Below are 21,984 nucleotides of genomic sequence, written 5' to 3'. Positions count from 1 at the left end.
GGGCGGCTCTTTATTTATGCAGCGGGGGAGTCGTTTTGATTCTAAATTTTTATTCAGTGCGGGAGTCATTTTTCGATTCTAAATTTTTATAAACTCCGGATTCGATAAATTGTGCCACTGCTTTGCGTGCTTGGCGAATACCGGCTGCTCCGCGTATTTCTTTACTGCACGTATATATTGCTTCTAAAGAACTGCCAGCTTCCAGCAATGCAGAAATTTTTTCACTGCCGGCTAGTAAATCAGCTCGCAATAAATCTACTGCAGTGCGCTCTTTAGTGGTGAGTAGTTGTCCGCCGATCTTTTCAATATGACTAGCCGGAAAACGCTTTCGGCTTTGCGGGCGCCGCCGTTTCTCATCTTGCCGGCTAATATCTAGCTCTCTAGCTAAAGCCGGAGTGGAAATCCCCGTGTGAATCCAAAATGCACTGTGCATTCCAGCGATATCTCCTGTAGTAGTCAATTGAGAAATAATATATCCGCGCAGAGGCGGGGAAAAAGTGAATACAGCCGGCGTAAAACAGGCTTCGCCTAATTCGATAAATTCTGCTTTGCAGCAGCGCAGTTCTTGTAGCTCGGCAAAAGATTGCGGATAGATAATGAGCGGTGGAGATAGCTTTCGGGAATAAATCATTTTCTAAGTAAAGCAGATGCGCAAATATAAAGCGGGGGCAATCCGCAACTGTGGATTGCCCCCGCCGGTAATAATTCCCAAGTGTAGAATAGCTACTATTTTGCAGAATTATCTAGTACTAATTCTCCAGTACCGCTTCAAGCCAGGCTTTGCGGGCTGCCAATGCTTCTTCATGCTCTTTTAGCATCTTGGCATCGCCTTTCTGCTTATCTTCCGCAATCTGCTCTTCTAATTCCGCAATCAGCGATTCTAATTGAGCTGCCATGCCCGAAGAGCGCTTCTCTTTCTCCGGATCATGCATCTCCCACTTCTTATTTTCGGCATCGCGAATCGAACGCTCAATTTCGCGCATTCTTCCCTCAGTACGGGCAATATCGGCGCGCGGTACTTTCCCAATCGCATCCCACTTTTCTCCGATGAGGCGAATTTGCTCTTTGGCGTACTGAATATCGCTTACGGGGAGAAGCTTTTCGGCTTCTTCGAGCAGTTCTAATTTACGCGCCAAGTTTTCGGAAAACTCTTTATCCATCTCGGCATTGCGCATATTCCGTGCGTCAAAGAATACTTGCTGGGCAGCACGGAAACGCTCCCAAAGACGGTCATCTTCTTTCCGCGCCGAGCGGCCCGCCCGTTTCCAATCTTCGAGAAGTTCCCGATACTGAGCCGAGGTGGCATTCCAATCCGTAGAATTTTGGATAGCTTCCGCCTGCTTAATAATTTCTTCTTTCCGGGCTACGGTCTCTTTACGCTGTATCTCCAGCTGGGCAAAAAAGTGCCGCCGCTGCCGATCGAATTTTGTGCGCGCTGCCGAGAAACGCTTCCAGAGAGCATCTTCCGCAGCTTTCCCTAATCTGGCTCCCTGGCGTTGCTCACCTTTCCACTCTTCGAGCAGATTATTTAATTCAGCGCGGGAATTCTTCCAATGAATATGTGCAGTATCTTGTGCTGCCACCGCTTCTGCTTTTTCCACTATTGCGGTACGGCGTGCCAATGCGGCCTCTTTTGCAGCTGCTCTTTCTGCTGCTACTACTTCCGCCCGCGCCGCAATTCTTTCTTTTAGTTGCGCAGCCGTTTTCCGCAAACTCTCCACATCTCCAACTACTGCCGGTTCTAAGAGCTCTTTCTCGAGGGCCTGCAAAGATTTTTCGGCTTCGTGTGGAGAAATAATATTAATACGCGATTCCAACAGCTTTACCTGAGCTTGTAAATCGAGGAAACGGCGTATAAAGAGTCCGAGTGCATCTTCCTTAGTGCCACTTGCTGCAAACTGCCCAACTAGGCGTTCGTTTTCGCCCTCGCGCAGCCACACATTGCCTTCTTCGTCTACCCGACCCCACTTTGCAGCTTCTGCAGCAGCTTTATCATCTACTTCCGGTACCGGAGCAGCTACTTCGCCGCCCGCCGGCAATACTTCTGCTGCCGGTGGATTAGCTACTGCTGCTTCTTCCGCATTTTTCTCTCCAACATTGGGAGCAGAAGTAACGGGAGCAGCTGCTTCTTTTTCTAAAGGTGCTGCTTTAGCGGCGGTATCAGCAGTAGCAAGTTCTGCATTATCGTTTACTGTAGGGTCACTCATCTTTGATCTCCTTTTGAGGCCGGGGTCGGCTTTACGCATACCGTACACGTCATTCAACACACAGTTTACGCAGATTTTCTCTCCAATGTCGAAAAGCGGCAATTTCCGCTACGGTTATCTATATGATAATTCTGCGTTATAACCGTACTTTTTTAGAGGCAAATACCTATATATTGGCTGATGAGAATACCCGTAGTGCATTAGTCGTAGATACCGGTGCAGGTTCGCGCTATTGGATTAAAGATACTTTAGCGGCACAAAATTTGCACCTAGGAGCCGTATTACTTACCCATGGGCATGCTGATCACGTCTGGGATGTATCGGCAGTAGCTGGTGCTGCGCCAGTATATATTTCTGCTCCTGATCGCTATCGGCTCACCGATCCACTTGCCACTACCGGGATGGAGAATTCACACCTAGGCTTTACCCGCATGGGAATAGACCAATGGCAGGAGCCAGAAAATTTGCAGAATCTACCAGATGAAATTTTTTCTACCACCGTAGAGCTCGTACCGGGAATTCCCATGCGGGCAGTTCCCGCTCCCGGGCATACCGAAGGTTCGGCCGTATTTCTTTTTGCGGGGCAATCACGCGCGGAAAATCCTACTTCGCCGGAAATGGAAAATATCTTAGTGACGGGGCGGGAAGAAAAATTCTTGCTTTCCGGAGATGTGATTTTTAATAACGGTATTGGGCGCACTGATCTTCCCGGAGGAGATGGCTACGCAATGGCAGCTTCGCTGCGCTTCTTGGTACAGGCGATAAAACCAGAAACTTTAATTCTGCCCGGTCATGGAGATACCACTTCTATGTTCCACGAAGTGCGACATTCGCAATTTTTACAAGCTGCTATGAGTTAATTCTTCCAAAACAGAGTAAAATCGAGGTTGCTGCCTGAAAAGAAAGAGAAAGATTATGGCCAAAATTGCTCCGCTTTCCGGATTTCCGGAATGGCTGCCTGCCGGGCGGCTTGTCGAACAGCAAGTAGTGGATACGCTGCGGGAAACTTTTGAATTACACGCTTTTTCCGGAATTGAAACGCGTGCGGTAGAGCCGGTAGAACGTTTGCTCAGTAAAGGGGAAACTTCGAAAGAGATCTATTTACTGTCGCGGCTACAAGATAGAGAGAAATCGGGGCCGGCAGAGCTCGGGTTGCATTTCGATCTCACTGTGCCGCTCGCTCGTTATGTCTTAGAGCATGCGGGGCATCTACATTTTCCTTTTCGTCGCTACCAAATTCAAAAAGTATGGCGAGGCGAGCGTCCACAAGATGGTCGCTTTCGGGAGTTTCTCCAAGCAGATGTAGATGTGGTCGGGCAAGGAGAGCTAGCTTTTCATCACGAAATCGAAGTTCCGCTAGTTATGGTAGATGCCCTAGCGCGTTTACCAATTCCGCGCGTAATAATTCGGGCCTCTAATCGAAAAGTAGCGCAGGGCTTTTATGAGGCAATCGGTATCGAGAATACTGAAGAGACACTGCGCGTGATCGATAAGTTAGATAAAATCGGGGCCGGCGCAGTTGCGGAAATTCTTCAGGAACAAGTTGGAACTACTCCTGATCAAGCGCGCCTAGCACTGCAGCTAGCAGAAATTTCGGGAAGTGACGCTTCAGTAGCAGATCGCGTAATGGCACTTGGTCATAATTCACCACTGCTAGAAGAGGGCTTAGAAGAGCTAGTGGCCCTAATCGAAGGGGCTAATGCTTTGATTCCAGGATCATTACAGGCAGATCTAAAAATTGCGCGCGGTCTTGATTACTATACGGGTTCGGTATATGAATCTACTATGCTCGGGCATGAAGATTTGGGTTCCGTATGTTCTGGTGGGCGCTATGATTCGCTCGCTAGTGACGGTAAACAGACTTATCCGGGAGTGGGCCTTTCTATCGGTGTATCGCGGATGTTGGCAAGAATTATTGGAAAAGAAACTGTAGTACCCAGCCGCCCGGTACCTACCACTGTACTTATTGCGGTGAACGATGAATCTGAGCGTCTCCATGCGGAGCAGACCGCAATGCGTTTGCGCCAGCGGGGGATAGCGGCAGAGGTTTCGCCCAATTGTGCAAAATTTGGAAAGCAGATTCGCTATGCGGATCGGCGCGGAATTCCCTATGTATGGTTTAGTACCGAAGAGGGAGAGCAAGTAAAAGATATTCGCAGCGGTGAGCAAGTGCCCACCGATAGCAATACGTGGCTTCCGCCAGCAGAAGATAGGAAAGTTACCTTAGTGCGTCCAGATAAAGATTAGTCCGAATCGGAGCTAATCTGGATTGCGCTTAGCACAAATTCTGAATTGCGATTAGTGTAGATAAAGATTATTGCGAGTTGAAATCAGTGGCGCGATTTCTTCCCTTTTTTCTTCCGCTGCTGTGCTCTTTCTTGTGCTTGTTGCCGAGCTTTCCGGCGTTCTTCGCCAAATTTTTTATCGGCGCGATATTTGCGCAGTTCTGGGTTATCTGTTGCGCCGGCAGCACCAGCAGATTTTTGCCGTTTCCGCGGTCCATTATCACGCGAGATATTCAAAGCTCGCCCTGCTAAGCGTGCTTGCCCAATCCGTTTGCGCGTTTTATTATCCAATTCATATTTCATTTCCACTAAGGAAAAGCTGGGGAAAATATCGATTCGCCCCAACTCAGAGCCTTTTACCTTACTCTCTCCGGTAATTGCTCCCACTATTGAGCCCGGTGAAACTCCATCTCGTCGGCCTACTTCTACGCGATATACCGTGCCTTTGCCAGAAAAAGTGGGAGCTTTGGGCTCGGTGCAGCGTTTCCCGGCTTTCCGTGATTCTTTTTCCGCTGTAAAACTTGCCGCTAAATCTTCTGGTTCGGCAGAGGTTTTTTCACCATCGTCTTGTACCGCGAGAGCTAGCAGTGCCAGTAGTAAATCGGCCGGGAACTTTAGCGACTGCTGATCTTCATTATTTAGAGGCGTTTCGGCATTTAGGGGCGACTCCGTATTTTCCAGATTCTCGCCACTAGCGTCATTTTCCCAGTTCGCAGTATCTTCATTCTGCTTTTCCTGCTCTGCCTGCCACTGCATCAAAGCGGTAGCATAGAGATCTAAGTTTCCCTTTTCCTGCCGCTTCTGAGCTTGGGCAAGCACTTCCCGGGCCCGAATTGAATTTACTTCACTTGCGGTAGGCAGCTTAGCTTCTTTAATTGCCACTCCAGTTATTTTTTCGATTCTCCGGAGGCGGAAACGCTGTTTAGGAGTGACAAAAGTAAGGGCATGCCCACGGCGTCCAGCTCGCCCGGTGCGCCCGATTCGATGCACATAGGTGGCAGCTTCCCGGGGAATATCAAAATTGACTACTAAGCCAATTCGTTCCACATCTAATCCGCGCGCCGCCACATCGGTGGCCACCAGTACATTAAGGAAACCACTGCGAAGCCGTTCCACCAAACGTTCGCGTTCCACTTGCGCTACATCTCCCGAAAGTGTAGCTGCGTGTACTCCGCGGGCCGTCAATTCTAAAGCGAGTTGCTCGGCAGTAGCGCGCGTATGTACGAATACCAGAGCAGCTGGAGCCGCTGTAGTAGCTAATACGCGGCACAATGCTCCCACTTTATAGCGCTCTGCCACTACCGCATATTCCTGTTCGATGGTTTCTACAACGGAGGCAGGCGGCGTGACAGTTATTTCAATCGGATCTTGCAGATGCTGGGCGGCAATAGCGCGAATCTGCTTAGGCATAGTAGCTGAGAATAAAGCTGAGATTCGCTCTGGGGGAAGAGCAGCCGCGATTTTATCGACGTCTTCTGCAAAGCCCATATGTAGCATTTCATCGGCTTCATCTAGCACAAAGTATTTCACCGAATCGAGCACGAGCGCTCCGCGTTCATATAGATCAATAATTCGGCCAGGGGCTCCCACTACTATTTGTGCCCCTTTACGCAATGCCTGTAGCTGTGGTCCGTACGGCGCGCCGCCATAGATTGTAGCTACTTCGATATCGGCGTTATTTATTGCGAAATTAGTAATTGCTTCGGCATCTTGAATTGCTAATTCCCGGGTGGGAGCTAGTACCAGGGCTTGTACATTTTTTAGCTCCGGATCTATCTGTGTAAGCAGCGGGAGACCAAAAGCCGCCGTTTTCCCCGTGCCAGTTTGTGCTACCCCAATTACATCGCGCCCCGCGAGGAGCGGGGGAATAGCTTGCATTTGAATTGCGGTAGGGGCGGTGAATCCGAGCTTTTCCACTGTTTCTAGCAGGGGAAGTGGCAAGCAAAGATCAGCAAAAGTACTAGTAGTATCCATCTAAAAATATTCCTATCAAAAAGTTATTGAAAAAGTAGTAGAGCCGGGTTTTTGTATGCGCTGACCAATCAATAAAGCAAAAACTGCAAAAATAACGAGCGCGCCAATGGTGGGGCCAAAAGCATAGACGCCGAGGCTCCGGCAGAGAGCAAAAATAATACCGGCATAGGCGATACAAATAGCTGCCCCTAGTGAATCGAGAATTTGGAGGGCCGAAGAGGTACGGCCGTGATTCTCTTTCGGAGTAAGAGCCAGCGCATATACCGTAATTCCTGGATAGATTATTCCCACCCCGAGGGAAGCAATTAGCCAGCCAGCAAAAACTACTTCTCCTGGCACAGCAGGGAAGATTCCCGGGAGAGTCAAAAAAATCCCAATTATTTGCATAGTAGAGCCAATGAGCGGCATTTTCTTTCGCCAGTTTGGATTGTGGATTTTTCCTTGCAGAAAAGAACCAGCAGCCCAGGTAACTGAACCTATGGTGAGGACAATCCCAGCACGAGTGGGAGAAAAATTATGCACATTTTTTAGAAGTAAAGGCAAGAAAAGTTCCACCGCCACATAGGCACCGTTCATCATACCGCGATAAAGTACGCTGGCAGGAAGGCCTCTTCCGGCACGTAGAGTATGTGGAGGTAGGAGCGGACGCACTGCTAAGAAACAACAGCTCGTGAGTAGAAGAATACCTAGAAAATGAAGTGCAGAGAAGTTTTCCGCTTTTACCCCCGATAGTATCTGCAGGCCACTCACGGCAATTCCCGTGCCTAGAGCGAGAAATATGACGCGCGGAAAATTCTGCAGTTTTTGTGGATCTGCTAAATGCGGAAAAGCTCGCACTTTTATGATTATGAGCGGTAGAAAAGCGAGAATAACAAAGGGAGTAATGCCAAATACCCAGCGCCAATGTACATACTCGACCAAAGCCCCCGAAATAGCTGGACCAACCAATGCTGGCAGTACCCAGGCGGCAGCTAAAGAGGCAAAAAAATTAGCTTGTTTTTCTGGAGGAATATAGTGGCCGGCCAATACGTAAAGGGGCACAATTAGCAGCCCGCCTCCCAAACCTTGAATCCCTCTTCCTAGCACGAGCATCTCGGCATTTGGAGAAAAAGTAGCGATGAGGAGGCCAGATATAAAAAGAATTAGCCCGGTGTAAAGTGCGGGGTGTGGACCTTTCGTATCGCACCATTTACCTGCTAAACCGGTAGTTATTACTTGAGTGGCTAGAGCAATCCCAGAGGCGAGAGCATACAGATACTCACCTTGTAAATCTTCCATCACATAGGGCATAGCGGTAGTAACTGCTACCGTCTCAAAGGCGGCCATACTTACCAAACTGACGGCGATTACTTGCAGCCACCGCAGCGTATCAGCACCTAATTTTATAGATACGCTATTCGAGGTAATTTTTTCCTCTTTGGGGGCGATATTATCTTGCAAAAAACACCTATTTCAGTTGCGGGATAGTAATAAATAGATTTTTCTAAAATCAGCTTGGCTCGTCTTCTTTAATTTTCACTTTCCACCGCAGCTAGCACAAGTCACTAAGGTGTGAATTTAAGCTCCACTGCTGGAGCGCAGAGAAGTGAAAGGCAAGAGAAGCGTATTATAAAAAGCGTGTGTGCCGCTTGTCTCGCAGCCCACTGTAGCCCGCCCGTCTCGCGGGTGAAAACAATTGGAGAAATGAGGTTTTATGTTACGTACTCGTATGGCAGGTTCCCTGCGTAAAGAAGATATTGGCAGTAGCGTTACGCTAGCTGGTTGGGTCGATCGGCGCCGCGATCACGGCGGTATCGCTTTTATAGATTTACGGGATGCTTCCGGAATTGCCCAAGTGACGATTCGGGAGGATGTGGCCCATGAATTACGGAGTGAGTACGTAATACAAATAACCGGTACCGTCAATGCGCGCCCAGATGGAAATACTAATCCTGCTTTACCTACTGGAGAAATTGAAGTAGAAGCACAGGAAGTAGAGGTATTGAATCCCGCTGCTCCACTGCCTTTCCAGGTCTCAGATCATGCGGAAGATGCGGGGGCAGTGAATGAAGAAACTCGCCTCAAGTATCGCTATCTAGATTTACGGCGTTCTTATGAGCAGCGCGCTATTCGGCTGCGAGCACAAGTAAATAGGGCGGCTCGGCAAGTACTAGATGCTAATGACTTTGTGGAAATTGAAACTCCTACCTTAATTCGCTCTACTCCGGAAGGCGCCCGCGATTTCATCGTTCCCGCGCGGCTTTCTCCGGGGTCTTGGTATGCGCTTCCGCAGTCACCGCAGCTCTTTAAGCAGCTCCTAATGGTAGCGGGTATGGAACGTTACTATCAGATTGCGCGTTGCTATCGAGATGAAGATTTCCGCGCCGATCGTCAGCCAGAGTTTACGCAGCTCGACGTAGAAATGTCTTTCGTAGATCAAGACGACGTAATTGCAATTGCCGAAAAAGTTTTACGCGACATCTGGAAGCTCATTGGTGTTGATATTTCTACTCCGATTCCACGTATGGCCTACAAAGAAGCCATGGAACGCTTTGGATCCGATAAACCGGATATGCGTTTTGGCCAAGAACTAGTAGATCTTTCGGAATTTTTTGCCGATACTCCGTTCCGAGTATTCCAAGCTCCTTATGTAGGAGCAGTAGTAATGCCCGGAGGAGCTGCTCAGCCGCGCCGCACTTTTGATAAATGGCAAGAATGGGCGAAAGCGCGGGGAGCACGCGGCCTAGCCTATGTGACGATTAATAACGAAGGCGAACTGGGTGGCCCCGTAGCCAAGAATATCTCGGAAAAAGAAAAAGCTGGTTTAGCAGCTGCCACCGGTGCGCAACCTGGGGATTGTATTTTCTTTGCTGCTGGTGAGCCTACACCGGCGCGGGATTTACTAGGCGCGGCGCGGCTGGAAATCGGCAAGCGGTGTGGCCTAATTAAAGAAGATGATTGGGCATTTTTGTGGGTAGTAGATGCTCCACTTTTCAAGCCGGCAAAAGATGCAGAAGCCGAGGGAGATGTGGCCGTAGGCGGCGGTAAGTGGACAGCGGTACATCACGCTTTCACTTCTCCGAAGCCAGAATGCTTAGATAATTTCGATACCGATCCAGCTAATGCTTTAGCTTATGCCTACGATATTGTCTGCAACGGCAACGAAATTGGTGGCGGTTCGATTCGTATTCATCGCCGAGATGTACAAGAGCGCGTATTCCAAGTAATGGGTTTGGATGAGGAAGCTGCGCAAGAGAAATTTGGATTCTTGCTCGACGCCTTCAAATTCGGTGCTCCTCCGCATGGCGGAATTGCTTTTGGTTGGGATCGAATTGTATCTCTTCTAATGAAAGCGCCTTCTATTCGCGATGTAATCGCTTTCCCGAAGATTGGAAATGGTTGGGATCCGATGACGGATGCGCCAGCTCCAATTACTGCGCAACAGCGTAAAGAAGCTGGGGTTGATGCTCCTTTAGAGAAAAAAGATAGCGATACTCCGCAAAAGTAATGGCTGATAAGAAAATTCTCGCGCCGGTAGAAAAAGATTCTCCTACTTTTGGGGAATTTTCTACCGGCGCGGATTCTCCTTTCTGGGTGCAGGGAGCGAGCAGGCAAACTTCTGGGCCGGTACTTTATGAACTTTTAACTTCTGAAGTAGCGGTGCGTTTAGCCTATGTGCGCCCTGATAGTTCCGAAATTATGCTCTTAGCTGCGGGATCTGGAGAAGCGGGTGCCCAGGAATTAGCGAAAGTTAGCGAGCAATTTTCGCCGCCGCAGCGCACTATGATTGAGCGCGGTATCTATGATGACCTTCCGGTAAATTTACGAAAATTTTATGGCCCGCATTGGGGCTGGGAGTGGGATTACTATTGGACCAATGAAAAGCTCCCGCCCAGCGCACGGGAAATTGATTTAAAAGTTTCTCCGCCGGGTAGCGTTAATTCTTCTGCCGTGCATCAACGTATTTATGCGGCTTTACAAGATTCCAACACCACTACCGCTGCCAAATCTGAATTTGCTAATTTTACTTGGTTCTACGTAGAAACTACCGGAGGAGAAATTGCTGGTGTAGTGGGAATGGATATACTCACCGGTGTAGCTGAGCTGCATGGTTTAGGCACCCGACCAAAATTTCGTAAACAGGGCTATGGTTCGGCGTTGATGGTAGCGGCCACTAACTACTGTTTCGAAAATGCGGGCGTGAAAGCTCTCCAATTTGGAATGTGGCATTGGAATAGCAATGCCCGCCGCATTTATCAGCGCCTCGGATATCGGCAAGCAGGAGTCTTTCTCAGTGGGAGAGCGAAGCCTTTCCCCGATCTGCAAAAACAGGCGCGCTAGAAAATTTCGGCAAATTGCTTGCCAATAATTAATGAATTCTTAAACATTAATTATTAGTAACTTGTGCCAGATAATCGGTAGCTTTCTCGTTTTTTACTCCCCGCCCAATCACTGCCGCAATCCGGGTATGGAACTTTTGTAAAGGCTTAGGAGCCCACCAATTCCATTTGCCTAGCAAGGTCATAATAGCTGGTACAAGCAACATTCGCACCAAGGTAGCATCTACGAGCACAATCGTAGCAAGAGCCATACCTATTTGCTTTACCGGCACTAAATTGCCGAAGATGAATCCTACAAATACGGCAATAATGATTGCCGCAGCTGCCGTAATAATGCGCCCAGATCTCTGCAAGCCTTTTTCTACGGCAGTGTCGTTGTCACATCCGCTATCCCAATACTCTTTAATACGCGCTACAAGGAATACTTCATAATCCATTGCCAAGCCGAAACCGAAAGCGGCAGCCACGGCAATGACGAAAGTTTCGATACCGGGAGTGTGGGGCATCGTCAATAAGCCGTTATTGAAGATAAAGGTAGTGATGCCTAGACCGGCGAGTAGGGAAAGAGAATTTATTACTAAGGCTTTTAATGGCGCTATTAGTGATCCGGTCATTAAGAAAAGCAACACTAGTACGGAAATCAGAATAATAGTAATAGCCCCCGGTAAACCGGATATTAGCGACTGAATGAAGTCATATTGCAAAGCGGCGGCACCGCCTACATATATTGGGTATCCCGGATGTAGATTGCGAATTTCTTTGACTATATTTGTCACATCTTTGCCCACTGGATCACTATCGCCGGTGTAGACCGGAATAAGGGTGCTACCTGATAAATCTTCTAGTTCGCCTAAGCGAGATACGCCGGCAATATCTTTTATTTCCGCTTGTAGATCAGTCGTATTTTCTTTATCTATTTCGGCGAGCACCGAAATACTGGCTGTTTGCAGCTGCGGATAAGATTTATCGATTTCATATAGCGCTTTAGAAGCCGTAGATTCTTTCGGAATATACTCCACGAAATGGGAACGCAGGTTGAGCCCGTGCAGCGGCAGCGCAGCAATTACCAGCACTCCAATTATGGCAATTAATACCGGCCAAGGATGAGCGTGTACCCGTTGGGCAAGTGCCGAGAAAAATCCTTTTTCAGTAGTAGCATCGCCAAAACGATGGAAAAGTCGATTAAAGAAAGGAATTTTCGAAAGACGGGAAGGGCGTAAGAGCCGTGATCCGAGAAGTTGAATAAGAGCTGGCACTAAGGTGATGGCGGTAGTGACGGCAAAGAGGGAAACTACTACGCCTCCAATCGCAATCATGCTCAGCATAGGTGCTTCCATTACCAGCAAGCTGGAAATCGCACATGCAATCGTAATGGCAGAAAATGATACGGTACGCCCCGCAGTTGCCACCGTAACAATTACTCCTTGCCGCACAATTTCACTTACGTCTTCCGGAAGGCGGGAACCGTCCGCCGCGTATCCTTGTTCATTTAATAAGATGCCCGTCTCTTCACGGAATCGAGAAACCACCAGTAGTCCATAATCAATGGAAAGAGCTAAACCAATAATCGAAAGGATATTTAGTACGAAAGAATCTACGTTTGTGGAGCTAAAGGTAATAGTCCATACGATTCCCATAGCTGTCGCTATGGATACCAAAGCTGCGGCGAGCGGCAAGCCAGCGGCTATTAATCCGCCAAATACTATTATGAGTAGGAAGAGTGCTAGGGGGAGTCCGATAGCTTCTCCGCTCACCAGATCTTTTGCAACCTGGCTCATAATATCGCGTTCCGCTATTTTCGTAGAAAGAATATTTAGTTTATGTCCCGGAAATTTTCCCTGCAGCTGCGCAGAAAAATCCTGCAGTACTTTTTCTACCTTCTCATTGGCAACTTTTTGTTTACCGGGATAGAGAGTAATAACTACTGCGAATCCATCACTACTTTTTAAATATGCCGCCGGGTTTTTTACTTTCGCTAATTCGGCATCTATTTTTTCTTCTGCTTGCTGGCGCACATAGGTATCGGCACCGCTCTGTGCCGAAGCACGTAGCTGCTTTTCCACTTCCGCAGCTTGGGCGGGGGGAAGTTGTTCAAGTGCTGAGCGGCGGGGAGCAATTCGTTTTTCCACTTCCGCAGCTATCTGCGGTTCTGCCGTCTTTAGAGCTTGCTCCAATTGTTTTTGTTTTTCGGTAGCTATTTGCTGTTGAAAAAATTTTTCAATCGTAAGTGGATCTACCACCTCTTTTACTCCCGAAATTGCTTGAAGTTGCGTACGTAAATTAGCAGTTTCAGATTCTGCCAGTACCAGTGGAATTCCCGATACCACGGCGACTATTTCTTCGTCTTTATTGCTCTTAGCTATTGCCTGGACTACTTTATCGGATTCCGAACCCGGCACCATAGATTTATTAGCTTCCATACGGGAAAAAAGATTGCCTTGCCCGAATCCCCACAATGCACTACCTGCACCCAGCACCACCAAAACTATCCAAGCAGTGATAAAAATCCACGGATGCCGCGATACATTTTTCCCGAGAAATCTAAACATACTCCTTATTCTATCGTGAACTCTTATTTAACGAGAAGATATACCAAAGTTCCCCACTTTAATTTCCATTATTGCGCAGTGGCGTTATCTGCTGCTTTTAGTTAGTTATTATCTACCGCTCTTAGTGAACTGTATAGAAAAGAAATAAATTCTATTTAAAATGGAAGAGTGGATTTATTTACCAATGCGGCTCTGAACGCCGATGGCACCCCAGCTGATACTCATGCCCCGCTCGCAGTGCGAATGCGCCCGCGCGCCATTTCTGAAGTAGTGGGGCAGGAGCATATTTTACAAGCTGGAGGGCCGCTGCGCCGGTTGATAGAAAATGACGGCAGTGCTCCGAGTGCTATTTTTCTTTGGGGCCCACCCGGTACGGGAAAAACTACTTTAGCTTATCTATGTGCAGGTAGTTCGGGGCGAGCTTTTGTGGAAATCTCCGCGGTGACGGCCGGAGTAAAAGAATTGCGCGCGGTGATTGAAGAGGCCAAGCGCCGTCTATATACAGATGGAAAAGAAACTGTACTTTTTGTAGACGAAATACATCGCTTCTCTAAAACCCAACAAGATGCCTTATTGCCTGCGGTAGAAAATAGATGGGTAATTTTTATCGGTGCCACTACCGAAAATCCTTCTTTTTCTGTGATTGCCCCCTTACTTTCCCGCTCTTTGCTTCTCACTTTGCACCCACTCCAGGCAGCAGATATTGAAAATCTTTTACAGCGTGCGCTCACCGATAGTCGTGGCTATGGAGGGAAAATTGCCATTGAGCCCGCTGCGCTAGCTGCCATCGTGCAGCTGGCAGGCAATGACGGGCGGCGCGCTTTGACTATTTTAGAAGCGGCAGCTGGGCAAGGTGGGAAAAAAATAACTACCGAAAAAGTGGCCACCGCAGTTGATACTTATGCGGTGCGCTACGATCGCAGCGGTGACCAGCACTATAACGTGATTTCTGCTTTTATTAAATCAATTCGTGGTTCAGATGTAGATGCGGCCTTGCATTATTTAGCGCGGATGATAGTGGCCGGAGAAGATCCGCGTTTTATTGCGCGGCGTTTAATGATCTCTGCGGCCGAAGATATTGGGATGGCAGATCCTTCTGCCTTACAGACTGCCACAGCTGCGGCGCAGGCGGTGGCTTTAGTGGGAATGCCCGAAGCGCGCATAATTCTTGCTGAAGCAGTGGTACATCTCGCCACAGCTCCTAAATCAAACCGGGCTTATTTGGCAATCAATGCTGCTATAGCAGATGTAAAAGCGGGTAAAAGTGGGGAAGTGCCAGTACATTTATGGGATAAAAGTGCTGCAGCTTCGCGTATCGCAGCGGAAAGCCGTCTTCCGCGCCAGCTTTCTTATATTTATGCTCACGATATGCCCGGAGCTATTGCGCAGCAGCAATATCTGCCAGATTCTTTAAAGAATACCCGCTATTACGAACCTACTACGCGTGGATACGAGGCGAATATCACCCAGTTTTTGCGCAATATAAATAAAGCTTTAGGCAAAGAGCAGTGATACTATAGGGGAGTTGCTCTGAACCAGAGCAATCCTGGAATCTTAGCCAAAGTGGTTGATTCCGCAGCTAAAAAGCTGTGCCTTAGTAGACGACAGGAGAAATAAATATGGCACAAAATAGAGCTCGTAAGTTAGTACGCCAATCGCGCGCCTTGGGCATTGCCCTCACCCCGAAAGCAGAGCGCTATATGCAGCGGCGTCCTTATCGCCCCGGTGAGCATGGGCGGGGCCGCGTAAAAGAATCCGATTATTCGGTGCGGTTGAAGGAAAAGCAGCGTTTGCGTGCCCAGTACGGTCTGCGGGAAGCGCAGATGCGTCGGGCTTGGAATGAAGCTCGCCGGGAAGAAGGTATGGCTGGCGAGAACTTAATCGAATTGCTGGAAATGCGTTTAGACGCGCTGGTACTGCGGGCTGGCTTTGCTCGCACCATTGCGCAGGCTCGCCAGGTAGTAGTGCATCGCCACATTATGGTAGACGGCAATATCGTAGATCGCCCCTCGTTCCGCGTACAGCCCGGAATGATTGTGCAGGTGAAGCCGCGTTCGCAAGCTTCTCCGCAGTTCTTGGTAGCCGCGCAAGGTCAGCATGCCGATGTATTGCCGGCAGTTCCGGAATACTTGCGGGTAGAGCTAGAGAAGTTGCGCTTTGAGCTGGTGCGCCGGCCGAAGCGAGCAGAAGTGCCGGTCGTTTGTGATGTACAGATGGTCGTCGAGCACTATTCTCGCTAGAATGCATCTTTAGATTAAAGCGCACCGCGACCTTTATCGTGGTGCGCTTTTTTACTCACTTATTACTATAAGGTAGATACTATGGCTCCTATATCTCTCGGGCAGATTGCAGGTATTCTCGCTGCCCTCGCATTTTTAGTATTAGTATATTTTTCCATTCGTCCGCTCCGGAAACTTTCTGGCGTGCTCGATCGATTAGCAGAATCGCTCCGCGAACTCACTGAACACACACTTCCTGCTATTGATGAGGCGGTAAATACCGTAGCGGAAGCTAATAATCAGGTGAAGAAGCTCGACGTAATTACCGATGCTGCTGCTCGTACTTCGGAAGATATTTCGGCTATGACTACTTTGGTCACGTCCACCGTTGGGGCGCCTTTCTTAGCGGCGCGCCGGGGGGCAGAAAAAGTGAAGAACGTATTTGGGCGCGGGGGAGATGCTACTCCCAGTACTGAGCTCCCATCCATGTACGGAGAAGATTCGGCGCCGGAAGATTCCCCGGCCGATAAATAGCTATTGAATAAGTGGCAATAAAAGCAGTATCTATAAAAATAATATAAAGGATTTTTAATGCGCAGTGTAGAAATATATCAGCGCTGGTTGGATTATTTCCGCCGGCAGGATCACCAGATAGCGGAAAGTGCTTCTTTAATATCTCCTGATCCTTCTATCTTATTCACTATTGCCGGTATGGTTCCTTTTATTCCCTATATTACGGGCACTGCGCAGGCACCTTATCCGCGAGTGGCCTCGGTACAAAAATGTATTCGCACTAACGATATAGATAACGTTGGGCTCACTACTCGCCATGGTACGTTCTTTCAAATGTGCGGCAATTTTTCTTTTGGTGATTATTTCAAAAAAGAAGCCCTACATTTTGCCTGGGAACTATTGACTACCGATCCCGCGCAGGGAGGATTCGGTCTGTCCGGAGATAAACTGTGGTTTTCACTCTGGAATGAAGACGCGGAAGCATATCAAATCCTCAATCGAGAAATCGGCGTAGATGAGCGCCACCTGGTACGGTTGACGCGTTCGGAAATATTCTGGTCTACCGGGCAACCGGGCCCAGCTGGCCCCTGCGTAGAAATCCACTATGATCGTGGCCCCGCGTATGGCCCAGAAGCGGTAGGAGGTACCGTAGATCCCGGCGGTGATCGCTATCTGGAAATATGGAATCTGGTATTCGATGAATATATGCGGGGAGCGGGCGAAGGTAGTAATTATGAATTACTCGGAAAGCTCGATAAGCATGCAGTGGATACCGGTGCGGGCTTGGAGCGTATTGCTTATTTGCTCCAAGGTAAAGAAAATATGTATGAAACTGACCAGGTATATCCGGTAATTGCTGCCACTACCGAATTGACTGGAAAGCAATACGGAGCAGATCCAGCGGCGGATGTACAAATGCGCATTATTGCCGACCATATTCGCTCCGCACTTATGCTTATTGCGGATGGTGTCCGCCCCGGTAATGACGGGCGCGGCTACGTACTGCGGCGTTTAATCCGCCGCGCTGTGCGCTCAGTGCGCTTACTCGGAGTAGATGCTCCGGCGTTGCCGGTGCTTTTACCGGTATCAAAAGATGCGATGAAAGAAATATATCCGCAAGTAGAGCAGAATTTTTCCACTATTTCCAATATCGCTTACGGAGAAGAAGAATCTTTCCGGCGTACCCTAGTGGCCGGGACGCAAATTTTTGATGTAGCGGTAGCGAAAGCGAAACAAAAGAGCGGCGAGCTCAGCGGAAAAGATGCCTTTGAGTTACACGATACCTACGGGTTCCCCATTGATTTAACCCTGGAGATGGCGCAGGAGCAGGGCGTAAAAGTGGATGAAAAGGGATTCCGAAAATTCATGCAAGAGCAGAAAGATCGCGCCCGAGCTGATGCACAAGCGAAAAAAACTGGCCACATCGACGCCTCAGTATTCCACGCTTTCCAAGCAAAAAATGGCGGAGATACCGAATTTTTAGGGTATCGAGAAAGCGGTGCAGACGGAAAAGTAATCGGCATTTTAGCGGATGGAAAACCGGTGCCGGCGGCAGAAGCACCGGCAGAAATAGAAGTGGTCCTCGACCGTACTCCTTTCTATGCCGAGCAAGGCGGTCAATTAGCCGATCACGGCACGATTAGAATTGCCGGGGGTGGACTTCTCGAAGTAGATGACGTGCAGATGCCAATAAAAGGTTTATTCTTGCATCGCGGGCATCTCGTTGAAGGCGCAATCGCGCTAGACGATACCGTATATGCACAAATCGATACCGACCGCCGTCTCCAAATTGCGCAGGCTCATACTGCCACCCATATGCTGCATAAAGTACTGCACGAATTTTTAGGAGATCAAGCTACACAGGCTGGTTCAGAGAATTCTCCTTCACGCTTGCGCTTCGATTTTCGCCATGGCGCAAAAATTTCTCCGAGCATGCTCGCAGAAATAGAACAGCGCATCAATGAACGTCTCCAGGAAAATTTGCCGGTAGGTGCACAAGTGATGGATATTGACGCTGCAAAACAGCTTGGCGCAATGGCACTATTTGGAGAAAAATATGGCAAAAAAGTGCGCGTAGTTTCCATTGATGATGCATGGTCACGCGAATTCTGCGCCGGCACACATGTGGCGCAAACCGGAGAGCTCGGTTTAGTCTCAATTCTGGGAGAATCTTCTATCGGCTCCGGCGTACGCCGAGTAGAAGCATTGGTAGGAGCAGGAGCTTATGCAGAAGGTGCGAAAGAACGCGCATTGCTTTCCCAGCTCAGCACGTTAGTGCAAGTACAGCCAGCTGCCTTGCCAGAGCATATCAATGCTTTGCTGGAGCGCTTAAAGCAAGCCGAAAAAGAAATAACTGCTTTACGGCAAGCCCAACTGACGGCCACTTATGGAGAAATTTTAGAAAAGGGCCGGCAGATTAAAAATTTGCAGCTCTATGCGCATAATTTCCAAAAGCTTGCCAATGCCGATGAACTGCGGACTGCAGCCACGGAATTGCGCAATCGGCTCGGAGAAAAACCGGCCGTAGTGGCACTTTTCGGAATCGTAAAAGATAGACCACTGCTCGTAGTGGCACTCACTCCTGCTGCACAGAAAGCTGGAGTGAAGGCGGGGGCATTGGTTGCTTTAGCTGCGAAAGTTTTAGGCGGCGGCGGCGGCGGAAAGCCGGATCTCGCCCAAGGCGGCGGAATCGATGTACAAAAGATATCAGCTGCCGCAAAAGCAATTAGGGATTTTCTGGAAAATCAATGATAAATAAGGAAAGCGATATCGAAAACGCTATTGAAAATAAAGCTGGCTGGAGTGGCGAAAAACCTCTCAAGCCAGGAGTGCGCATCGCCGTCGACGTAGGAAAAGTACGAGTCGGCATCGCTAAGACTGATCAAGATGCGATTCTGGCGCTGCCGGTAGGTACTTTTCGCCGGGGGCAAGACGATATAACGGGCGTATTAGATATTATTTCTCAAGAAGATGTCTGCGCGGTCTATGTAGGATTACCGCTGAATATGGACGGAAGTATCGGGAGTACCGCTCGCAATGCCCAAAAATGGGCGCAGCGTTTAGCGAAAATGATCGCGCCAATTCCAGTGCGAATGATAGATGAAAGACTCAGCAGCGTAAGTGCACATCGGCAATTACAGGAAGCCGGATTACGAGAAATAAAGCATAAACCACTTGTAGATCAAGCTGCAGCAGTTATTATTTTAGAAAGTGCTCTTGATTTTGCGCGCCGTACCGGCCGGCAACCAGGTCTTTCGGTGAAAGGACTCGATAGTGAAAACTAAAAATTCTGCTTCGCGTGGGAATTTTCGCACCGCAATCATACTCTGCATCGTCACGGCCTTGGTGGTCTGTGGTGCAGTAGTAGTACTTCCCAAAGCTCGCGATTTTATCGCCAATCGGAATATCCCCGATTATGAAGGCAGCGGTAATGGCGAAGTAGTAGTGGTGAATATTCCGGAGGGGTCTTTAGGCGCCGATATTGCCAATATCCTTTATAAAGAGGATGTAGTAGCTTCGCAGATGGCCTTTATTAAGGCTTTTAATAAAAATCCTAAGGCGGGGTCTATTCAAGCGGGTAGCTATAAGTTGCAGAAAAAAATGTCGGCGGCAAATGCGGTAGCAGCTTTATTAGCTCCGGCAAACCGCGCAGAATTGACGGTCACAATTCCGGAAGGTTTCACGGCGCAGCAGATTTATGAGCGGCTAGCTAATGTACTCTCACTACCTTTAGAAGAAATAAAAGCGGCGGCTGCTGATCCGGCCGCATTAGGTTTGCCGAAAGAAGCAGGAGGCAATTTAGAAGGTTGGCTCGCTCCGAAGACCTATGAATATGCTCCGGGTACCACTGCACAAGCGGCACTTTCCCAGCTGGTAAAAGAGCGTATTAAAGAAATGCAGAGTCTAGGAGTTCCGAAAGATAGCTGGCAAAATTACCTAGTGATAGCTTCGATAGTGGAGCGGGAAGTGAATTGGCCGGAGCATTATGGAAAAGTGGCTCGCGTAATAGAAAATCGTTTGGCGCTGAGCGGGGAAGCCCACGGATGCCTACAGATGGATTCTACTGTGCTCTATGGAGTGGGAAAGAGCGGGGGAGTACCTACCCAGAGCGATCTTGAATCAGATAATCCGTATAATACTTATAAACATCCAGGTCTGCCTCCAGCCCCTATTTCTAATCCTTCTATTAGTGCTATTAAGGCTACGATTAATCCGCCAGCGGGAAATTGGATTTATTTTGTGACGGTAAATCTGCATACGGGAGAGACGAAATTTACCGATAATCTAGAAGAACACAATAAGAATGTGCAAGAATTCCGGAAGTGGTTTGAAAATAATAACGACGAAAAAAGCAAATAGGTAGGAAATATGCGCGGAGCCGTACTGGGCGATCCCATAGCGCATTCTCTCTCTCCGCGTCTATATGCGGCGGGCGCGGGAATTAGCGATTTTTCTAAAATAAAAGTTTCGGCCGGAGAATTAGCCGATTTCTTAGAAAAAGCAGGTACAAAGTGGGATGGTTTCGCCGTCACTATGCCGCTGAAACGGGAAGCCTTTAACTGCGCGGATATGGCTGATGATTTGGCACAAAAAGTGCAGGTAGTAAATACTCTTATTTGCCAACCCCTGGGAAAAAGCCAGATGTTTATCGGATTTAATACCGATATCGGGGGAATCGTAAATGCGATCACGGAAATCGCACCCAATCGTAGCTATAAAAAAGCGCTTATACTCGGTTCTGGCGCTACAGCCTCTTCGGCATTAGCAGCTTTAGCGCAGTTAGAAGTGGCGAAGATTGAAGTCTGTGCTCGCCGGCTAGCTGGGCCGAGAACGGTATTTACAACTGCACATAATCTGGGAGTTTCTCTATCTACGCATTTGTTAGCGGCTGCACCGAAGCGTATCCAAAATACTGATTTACTTATTTCTACTTTGCCGGCAGGGGTGGCTGACGAAATTGCCGCGCAAATTATTGGCACTGATTTAACGGGAAAATTTTTATTAGATGTGGCCTACGATCCTTATCCGAGTCGCTTAGTGACGGCATGGCAAGCGGCAGGCGGGAATGTAATACCTGGCAAATTAATGCTTTTACATCAAGCTATTCTGCAAATGCGACTTTTTACTGGTAAAGATCCGGATGTAGAGCAAATGCGGCAAATACTTTAGATGTCTACAGCCACCACAAACGCCTATATTTTCCACAGTTAATTTCGGTAGCGATTTTTGCGCCGGCAAATTTTTATACTTACGCTATGCACTCTATGCACGATATACGCCAGAAAAAAATTCCGCATATTGCCGCTACTGCTACTTATAATTTAACTCTGAGTTGCCTAAATACCAGCCAATTTTTTCTGCTTATCAGCGTGCTCGGCGGAATTATTTTATTGCTCAGCTGGGGGAAAAATTTTTCTTTATTCTGGCTTAGTAGCTCCCTAGCTTTCGGGATTCCCTGCGGCATAAATGCCTATATCGATTATCGCCGCGGATATTTACTGCGCATTTGGACTTATATAGCTATTTTCACCCTGGTGCTCAGCGGTGGAATTGGCTGGAAGAAAAATATATTTTCACCCTTACAACTCGCCCTTGCAATGCTTATTTTGAGTTCTCTTCAGGTCATTTTTACCTTTCTCTCCAACTGTGGCGGGTTAGGAAAAGGCGATGTGCCACTGTTGGCAGCCACCAGTACTTTTAGCTTTCTCTACGCACCTACTGCCGCTTTTTATACGATGTTTTACACTTTCGCAGCCGCCGCTGGCTTGGCAATTAGTAAAATTTGCTATCAACGCTACAGAGCTTCTTTACCAAAAGCTTCCGAAAATTCTTTTGCGCTCGGGCCCGCTATTTTTACTGGCTGGTTCTGTGCTCTGGCATTAGTTTAGATATTTAGCAGAGCTATCTAGGCAGAATTT

At 48.3% G+C, this 21,984-nt stretch carries 17 protein-coding genes; 12 read left to right on the top strand and 5 right to left on the bottom strand.

The window, feature by feature from the left end; genetic code table 11:
* Positions 1 to 49: 49 nt before the first annotated feature.
* Both BQ7117_RS04610 and BQ7117_RS04605 read right to left on the bottom strand, forming a co-directional pair.
* Positions 50 to 631 carry a hypothetical protein gene (locus tag BQ7117_RS04610; RefSeq protein WP_073996412.1) on the bottom strand — a complete coding sequence of 194 codons (582 nt, stop codon included), beginning with the start codon at positions 629 to 631 and terminating at the stop codon, positions 50 to 52.
* Positions 632 to 749: 118 nt separating this feature from the next.
* Positions 750 to 2,207, bottom strand: coding sequence for a DUF349 domain-containing protein (locus tag BQ7117_RS04605; RefSeq protein WP_084789904.1), 1,458 nt, complete (start codon positions 2,205 to 2,207; stop codon positions 750 to 752).
* 122 nt (positions 2,208 to 2,329) lie between these two features.
* Here BQ7117_RS04605 and BQ7117_RS04600 point away from each other — a divergent pair, with 122 nt between their 5' ends.
* Both BQ7117_RS04600 and hisS read left to right on the top strand, forming a co-directional pair.
* Positions 2,330 to 3,067: an MBL fold metallo-hydrolase gene (locus BQ7117_RS04600; protein ID WP_073996411.1), complete on the top strand. Its 738-nt coding sequence runs from the start codon at positions 2,330 to 2,332 to the stop codon at positions 3,065 to 3,067.
* Positions 3,068 to 3,122: 55 nt separating this feature from the next.
* A complete protein-coding gene (hisS, locus tag BQ7117_RS04595; protein ID WP_073996410.1) occupies positions 3,123 to 4,454 on the top strand; it encodes a histidine--tRNA ligase in 1,332 nt (443 codons plus the stop codon).
* Positions 4,455 to 4,537: 83 nt separating this feature from the next.
* On the opposite strand, the gene BQ7117_RS04590 is transcribed toward hisS, so the two are convergent.
* Together BQ7117_RS04590 and BQ7117_RS04585 are read right to left on the bottom strand one after the other, a co-directional pair.
* Positions 4,538 to 6,466: a DEAD/DEAH box helicase gene (locus tag BQ7117_RS04590; RefSeq protein WP_073996409.1), complete on the bottom strand. Its 1,929-nt coding sequence runs from the start codon at positions 6,464 to 6,466 to the stop codon at positions 4,538 to 4,540.
* 15 nt (positions 6,467 to 6,481) lie between these two features.
* A complete protein-coding gene (locus BQ7117_RS04585; protein WP_084789903.1) occupies positions 6,482 to 7,906 on the bottom strand; it encodes an MFS transporter in 1,425 nt (474 codons plus the stop codon).
* 253 nt (positions 7,907 to 8,159) lie between these two features.
* On the opposite strand from BQ7117_RS04585, the gene aspS reads away from it, so the two are divergent.
* Both aspS and BQ7117_RS04575 read left to right on the top strand, forming a co-directional pair.
* The gene (gene aspS, locus BQ7117_RS04580; protein ID WP_073996408.1) at positions 8,160 to 9,953 is read left to right on the top strand and encodes an aspartate--tRNA ligase; all 1,794 of its coding nucleotides are present in this window, start codon (positions 8,160 to 8,162) and stop codon (positions 9,951 to 9,953) included.
* On the top strand, positions 9,953 to 10,786 hold the full coding sequence (locus BQ7117_RS04575; protein ID WP_073996407.1) for a GNAT family N-acetyltransferase: 834 nt from the start codon (positions 9,953 to 9,955) through the stop codon (positions 10,784 to 10,786). Before aspS ends, BQ7117_RS04575 begins: the two co-directional genes overlap by 1 nt.
* A 46-nt stretch (positions 10,787 to 10,832) precedes the next feature.
* On the opposite strand, the gene BQ7117_RS04570 is transcribed toward BQ7117_RS04575, so the two are convergent.
* A complete protein-coding gene (locus BQ7117_RS04570) occupies positions 10,833 to 13,334 on the bottom strand; it encodes an MMPL family transporter (protein ID WP_073996406.1) in 2,502 nt (833 codons plus the stop codon).
* Between the two features lie 168 nt (positions 13,335 to 13,502).
* Here BQ7117_RS04570 and BQ7117_RS04565 point away from each other — a divergent pair, with 168 nt between their 5' ends.
* From BQ7117_RS04565 to BQ7117_RS04530, 8 genes are all read left to right on the top strand, one after another.
* Positions 13,503 to 14,846 (top strand): replication-associated recombination protein A, encoded by a 1,344-nt coding sequence (locus BQ7117_RS04565; protein ID WP_073996405.1) that lies wholly within the window; start codon positions 13,503 to 13,505, stop codon positions 14,844 to 14,846.
* A gap of 107 nt (positions 14,847 to 14,953) precedes the next feature.
* Complete coding sequence (gene rpsD / locus BQ7117_RS04560) at positions 14,954 to 15,574, top strand: 30S ribosomal protein S4 (RefSeq protein ID WP_073996404.1); 621 nt, start codon at positions 14,954 to 14,956, stop codon at positions 15,572 to 15,574.
* Between the two features lie 81 nt (positions 15,575 to 15,655).
* A complete protein-coding gene (locus BQ7117_RS04555) occupies positions 15,656 to 16,087 on the top strand; it encodes a DUF948 domain-containing protein (protein WP_073996403.1) in 432 nt (143 codons plus the stop codon).
* Between the two features lie 57 nt (positions 16,088 to 16,144).
* The gene (gene alaS, locus BQ7117_RS04550; protein ID WP_073996402.1) at positions 16,145 to 18,817 is read left to right on the top strand and encodes an alanine--tRNA ligase; all 2,673 of its coding nucleotides are present in this window, start codon (positions 16,145 to 16,147) and stop codon (positions 18,815 to 18,817) included.
* Complete coding sequence (gene ruvX, locus BQ7117_RS04545) at positions 18,814 to 19,350, top strand: Holliday junction resolvase RuvX (RefSeq protein ID WP_084789901.1); 537 nt, start codon at positions 18,814 to 18,816, stop codon at positions 19,348 to 19,350. The genes alaS and ruvX overlap by 4 nt, the downstream gene beginning before the upstream one ends.
* Positions 19,340 to 20,425, top strand: coding sequence for an endolytic transglycosylase MltG (gene mltG / locus BQ7117_RS04540; protein WP_073996401.1), 1,086 nt, complete (start codon positions 19,340 to 19,342; stop codon positions 20,423 to 20,425). Before ruvX ends, mltG begins: the two co-directional genes overlap by 11 nt.
* Before the next feature lie 9 nt (positions 20,426 to 20,434).
* The gene (locus BQ7117_RS04535) at positions 20,435 to 21,235 is read left to right on the top strand and encodes a shikimate dehydrogenase family protein (RefSeq protein ID WP_073996400.1); all 801 of its coding nucleotides are present in this window, start codon (positions 20,435 to 20,437) and stop codon (positions 21,233 to 21,235) included.
* An 86-nt stretch (positions 21,236 to 21,321) separates the two neighbouring features.
* Positions 21,322 to 21,954, top strand: coding sequence for a hypothetical protein (locus BQ7117_RS04530; RefSeq protein WP_073996399.1), 633 nt, complete (start codon positions 21,322 to 21,324; stop codon positions 21,952 to 21,954).
* Positions 21,955 to 21,984: the final 30 nt, after the last annotated feature.

This window comes from Arcanobacterium urinimassiliense (assembly GCF_900119495.1).
GTDB classification, from domain to species: Bacteria; Actinomycetota; Actinomycetes; order Actinomycetales; family Actinomycetaceae; genus Arcanobacterium_A; species Arcanobacterium_A urinimassiliense.
The sequence above is the reverse complement of the archived record's forward strand: the minus strand, read 5'-3'. Positions and strand labels throughout refer to the sequence as shown.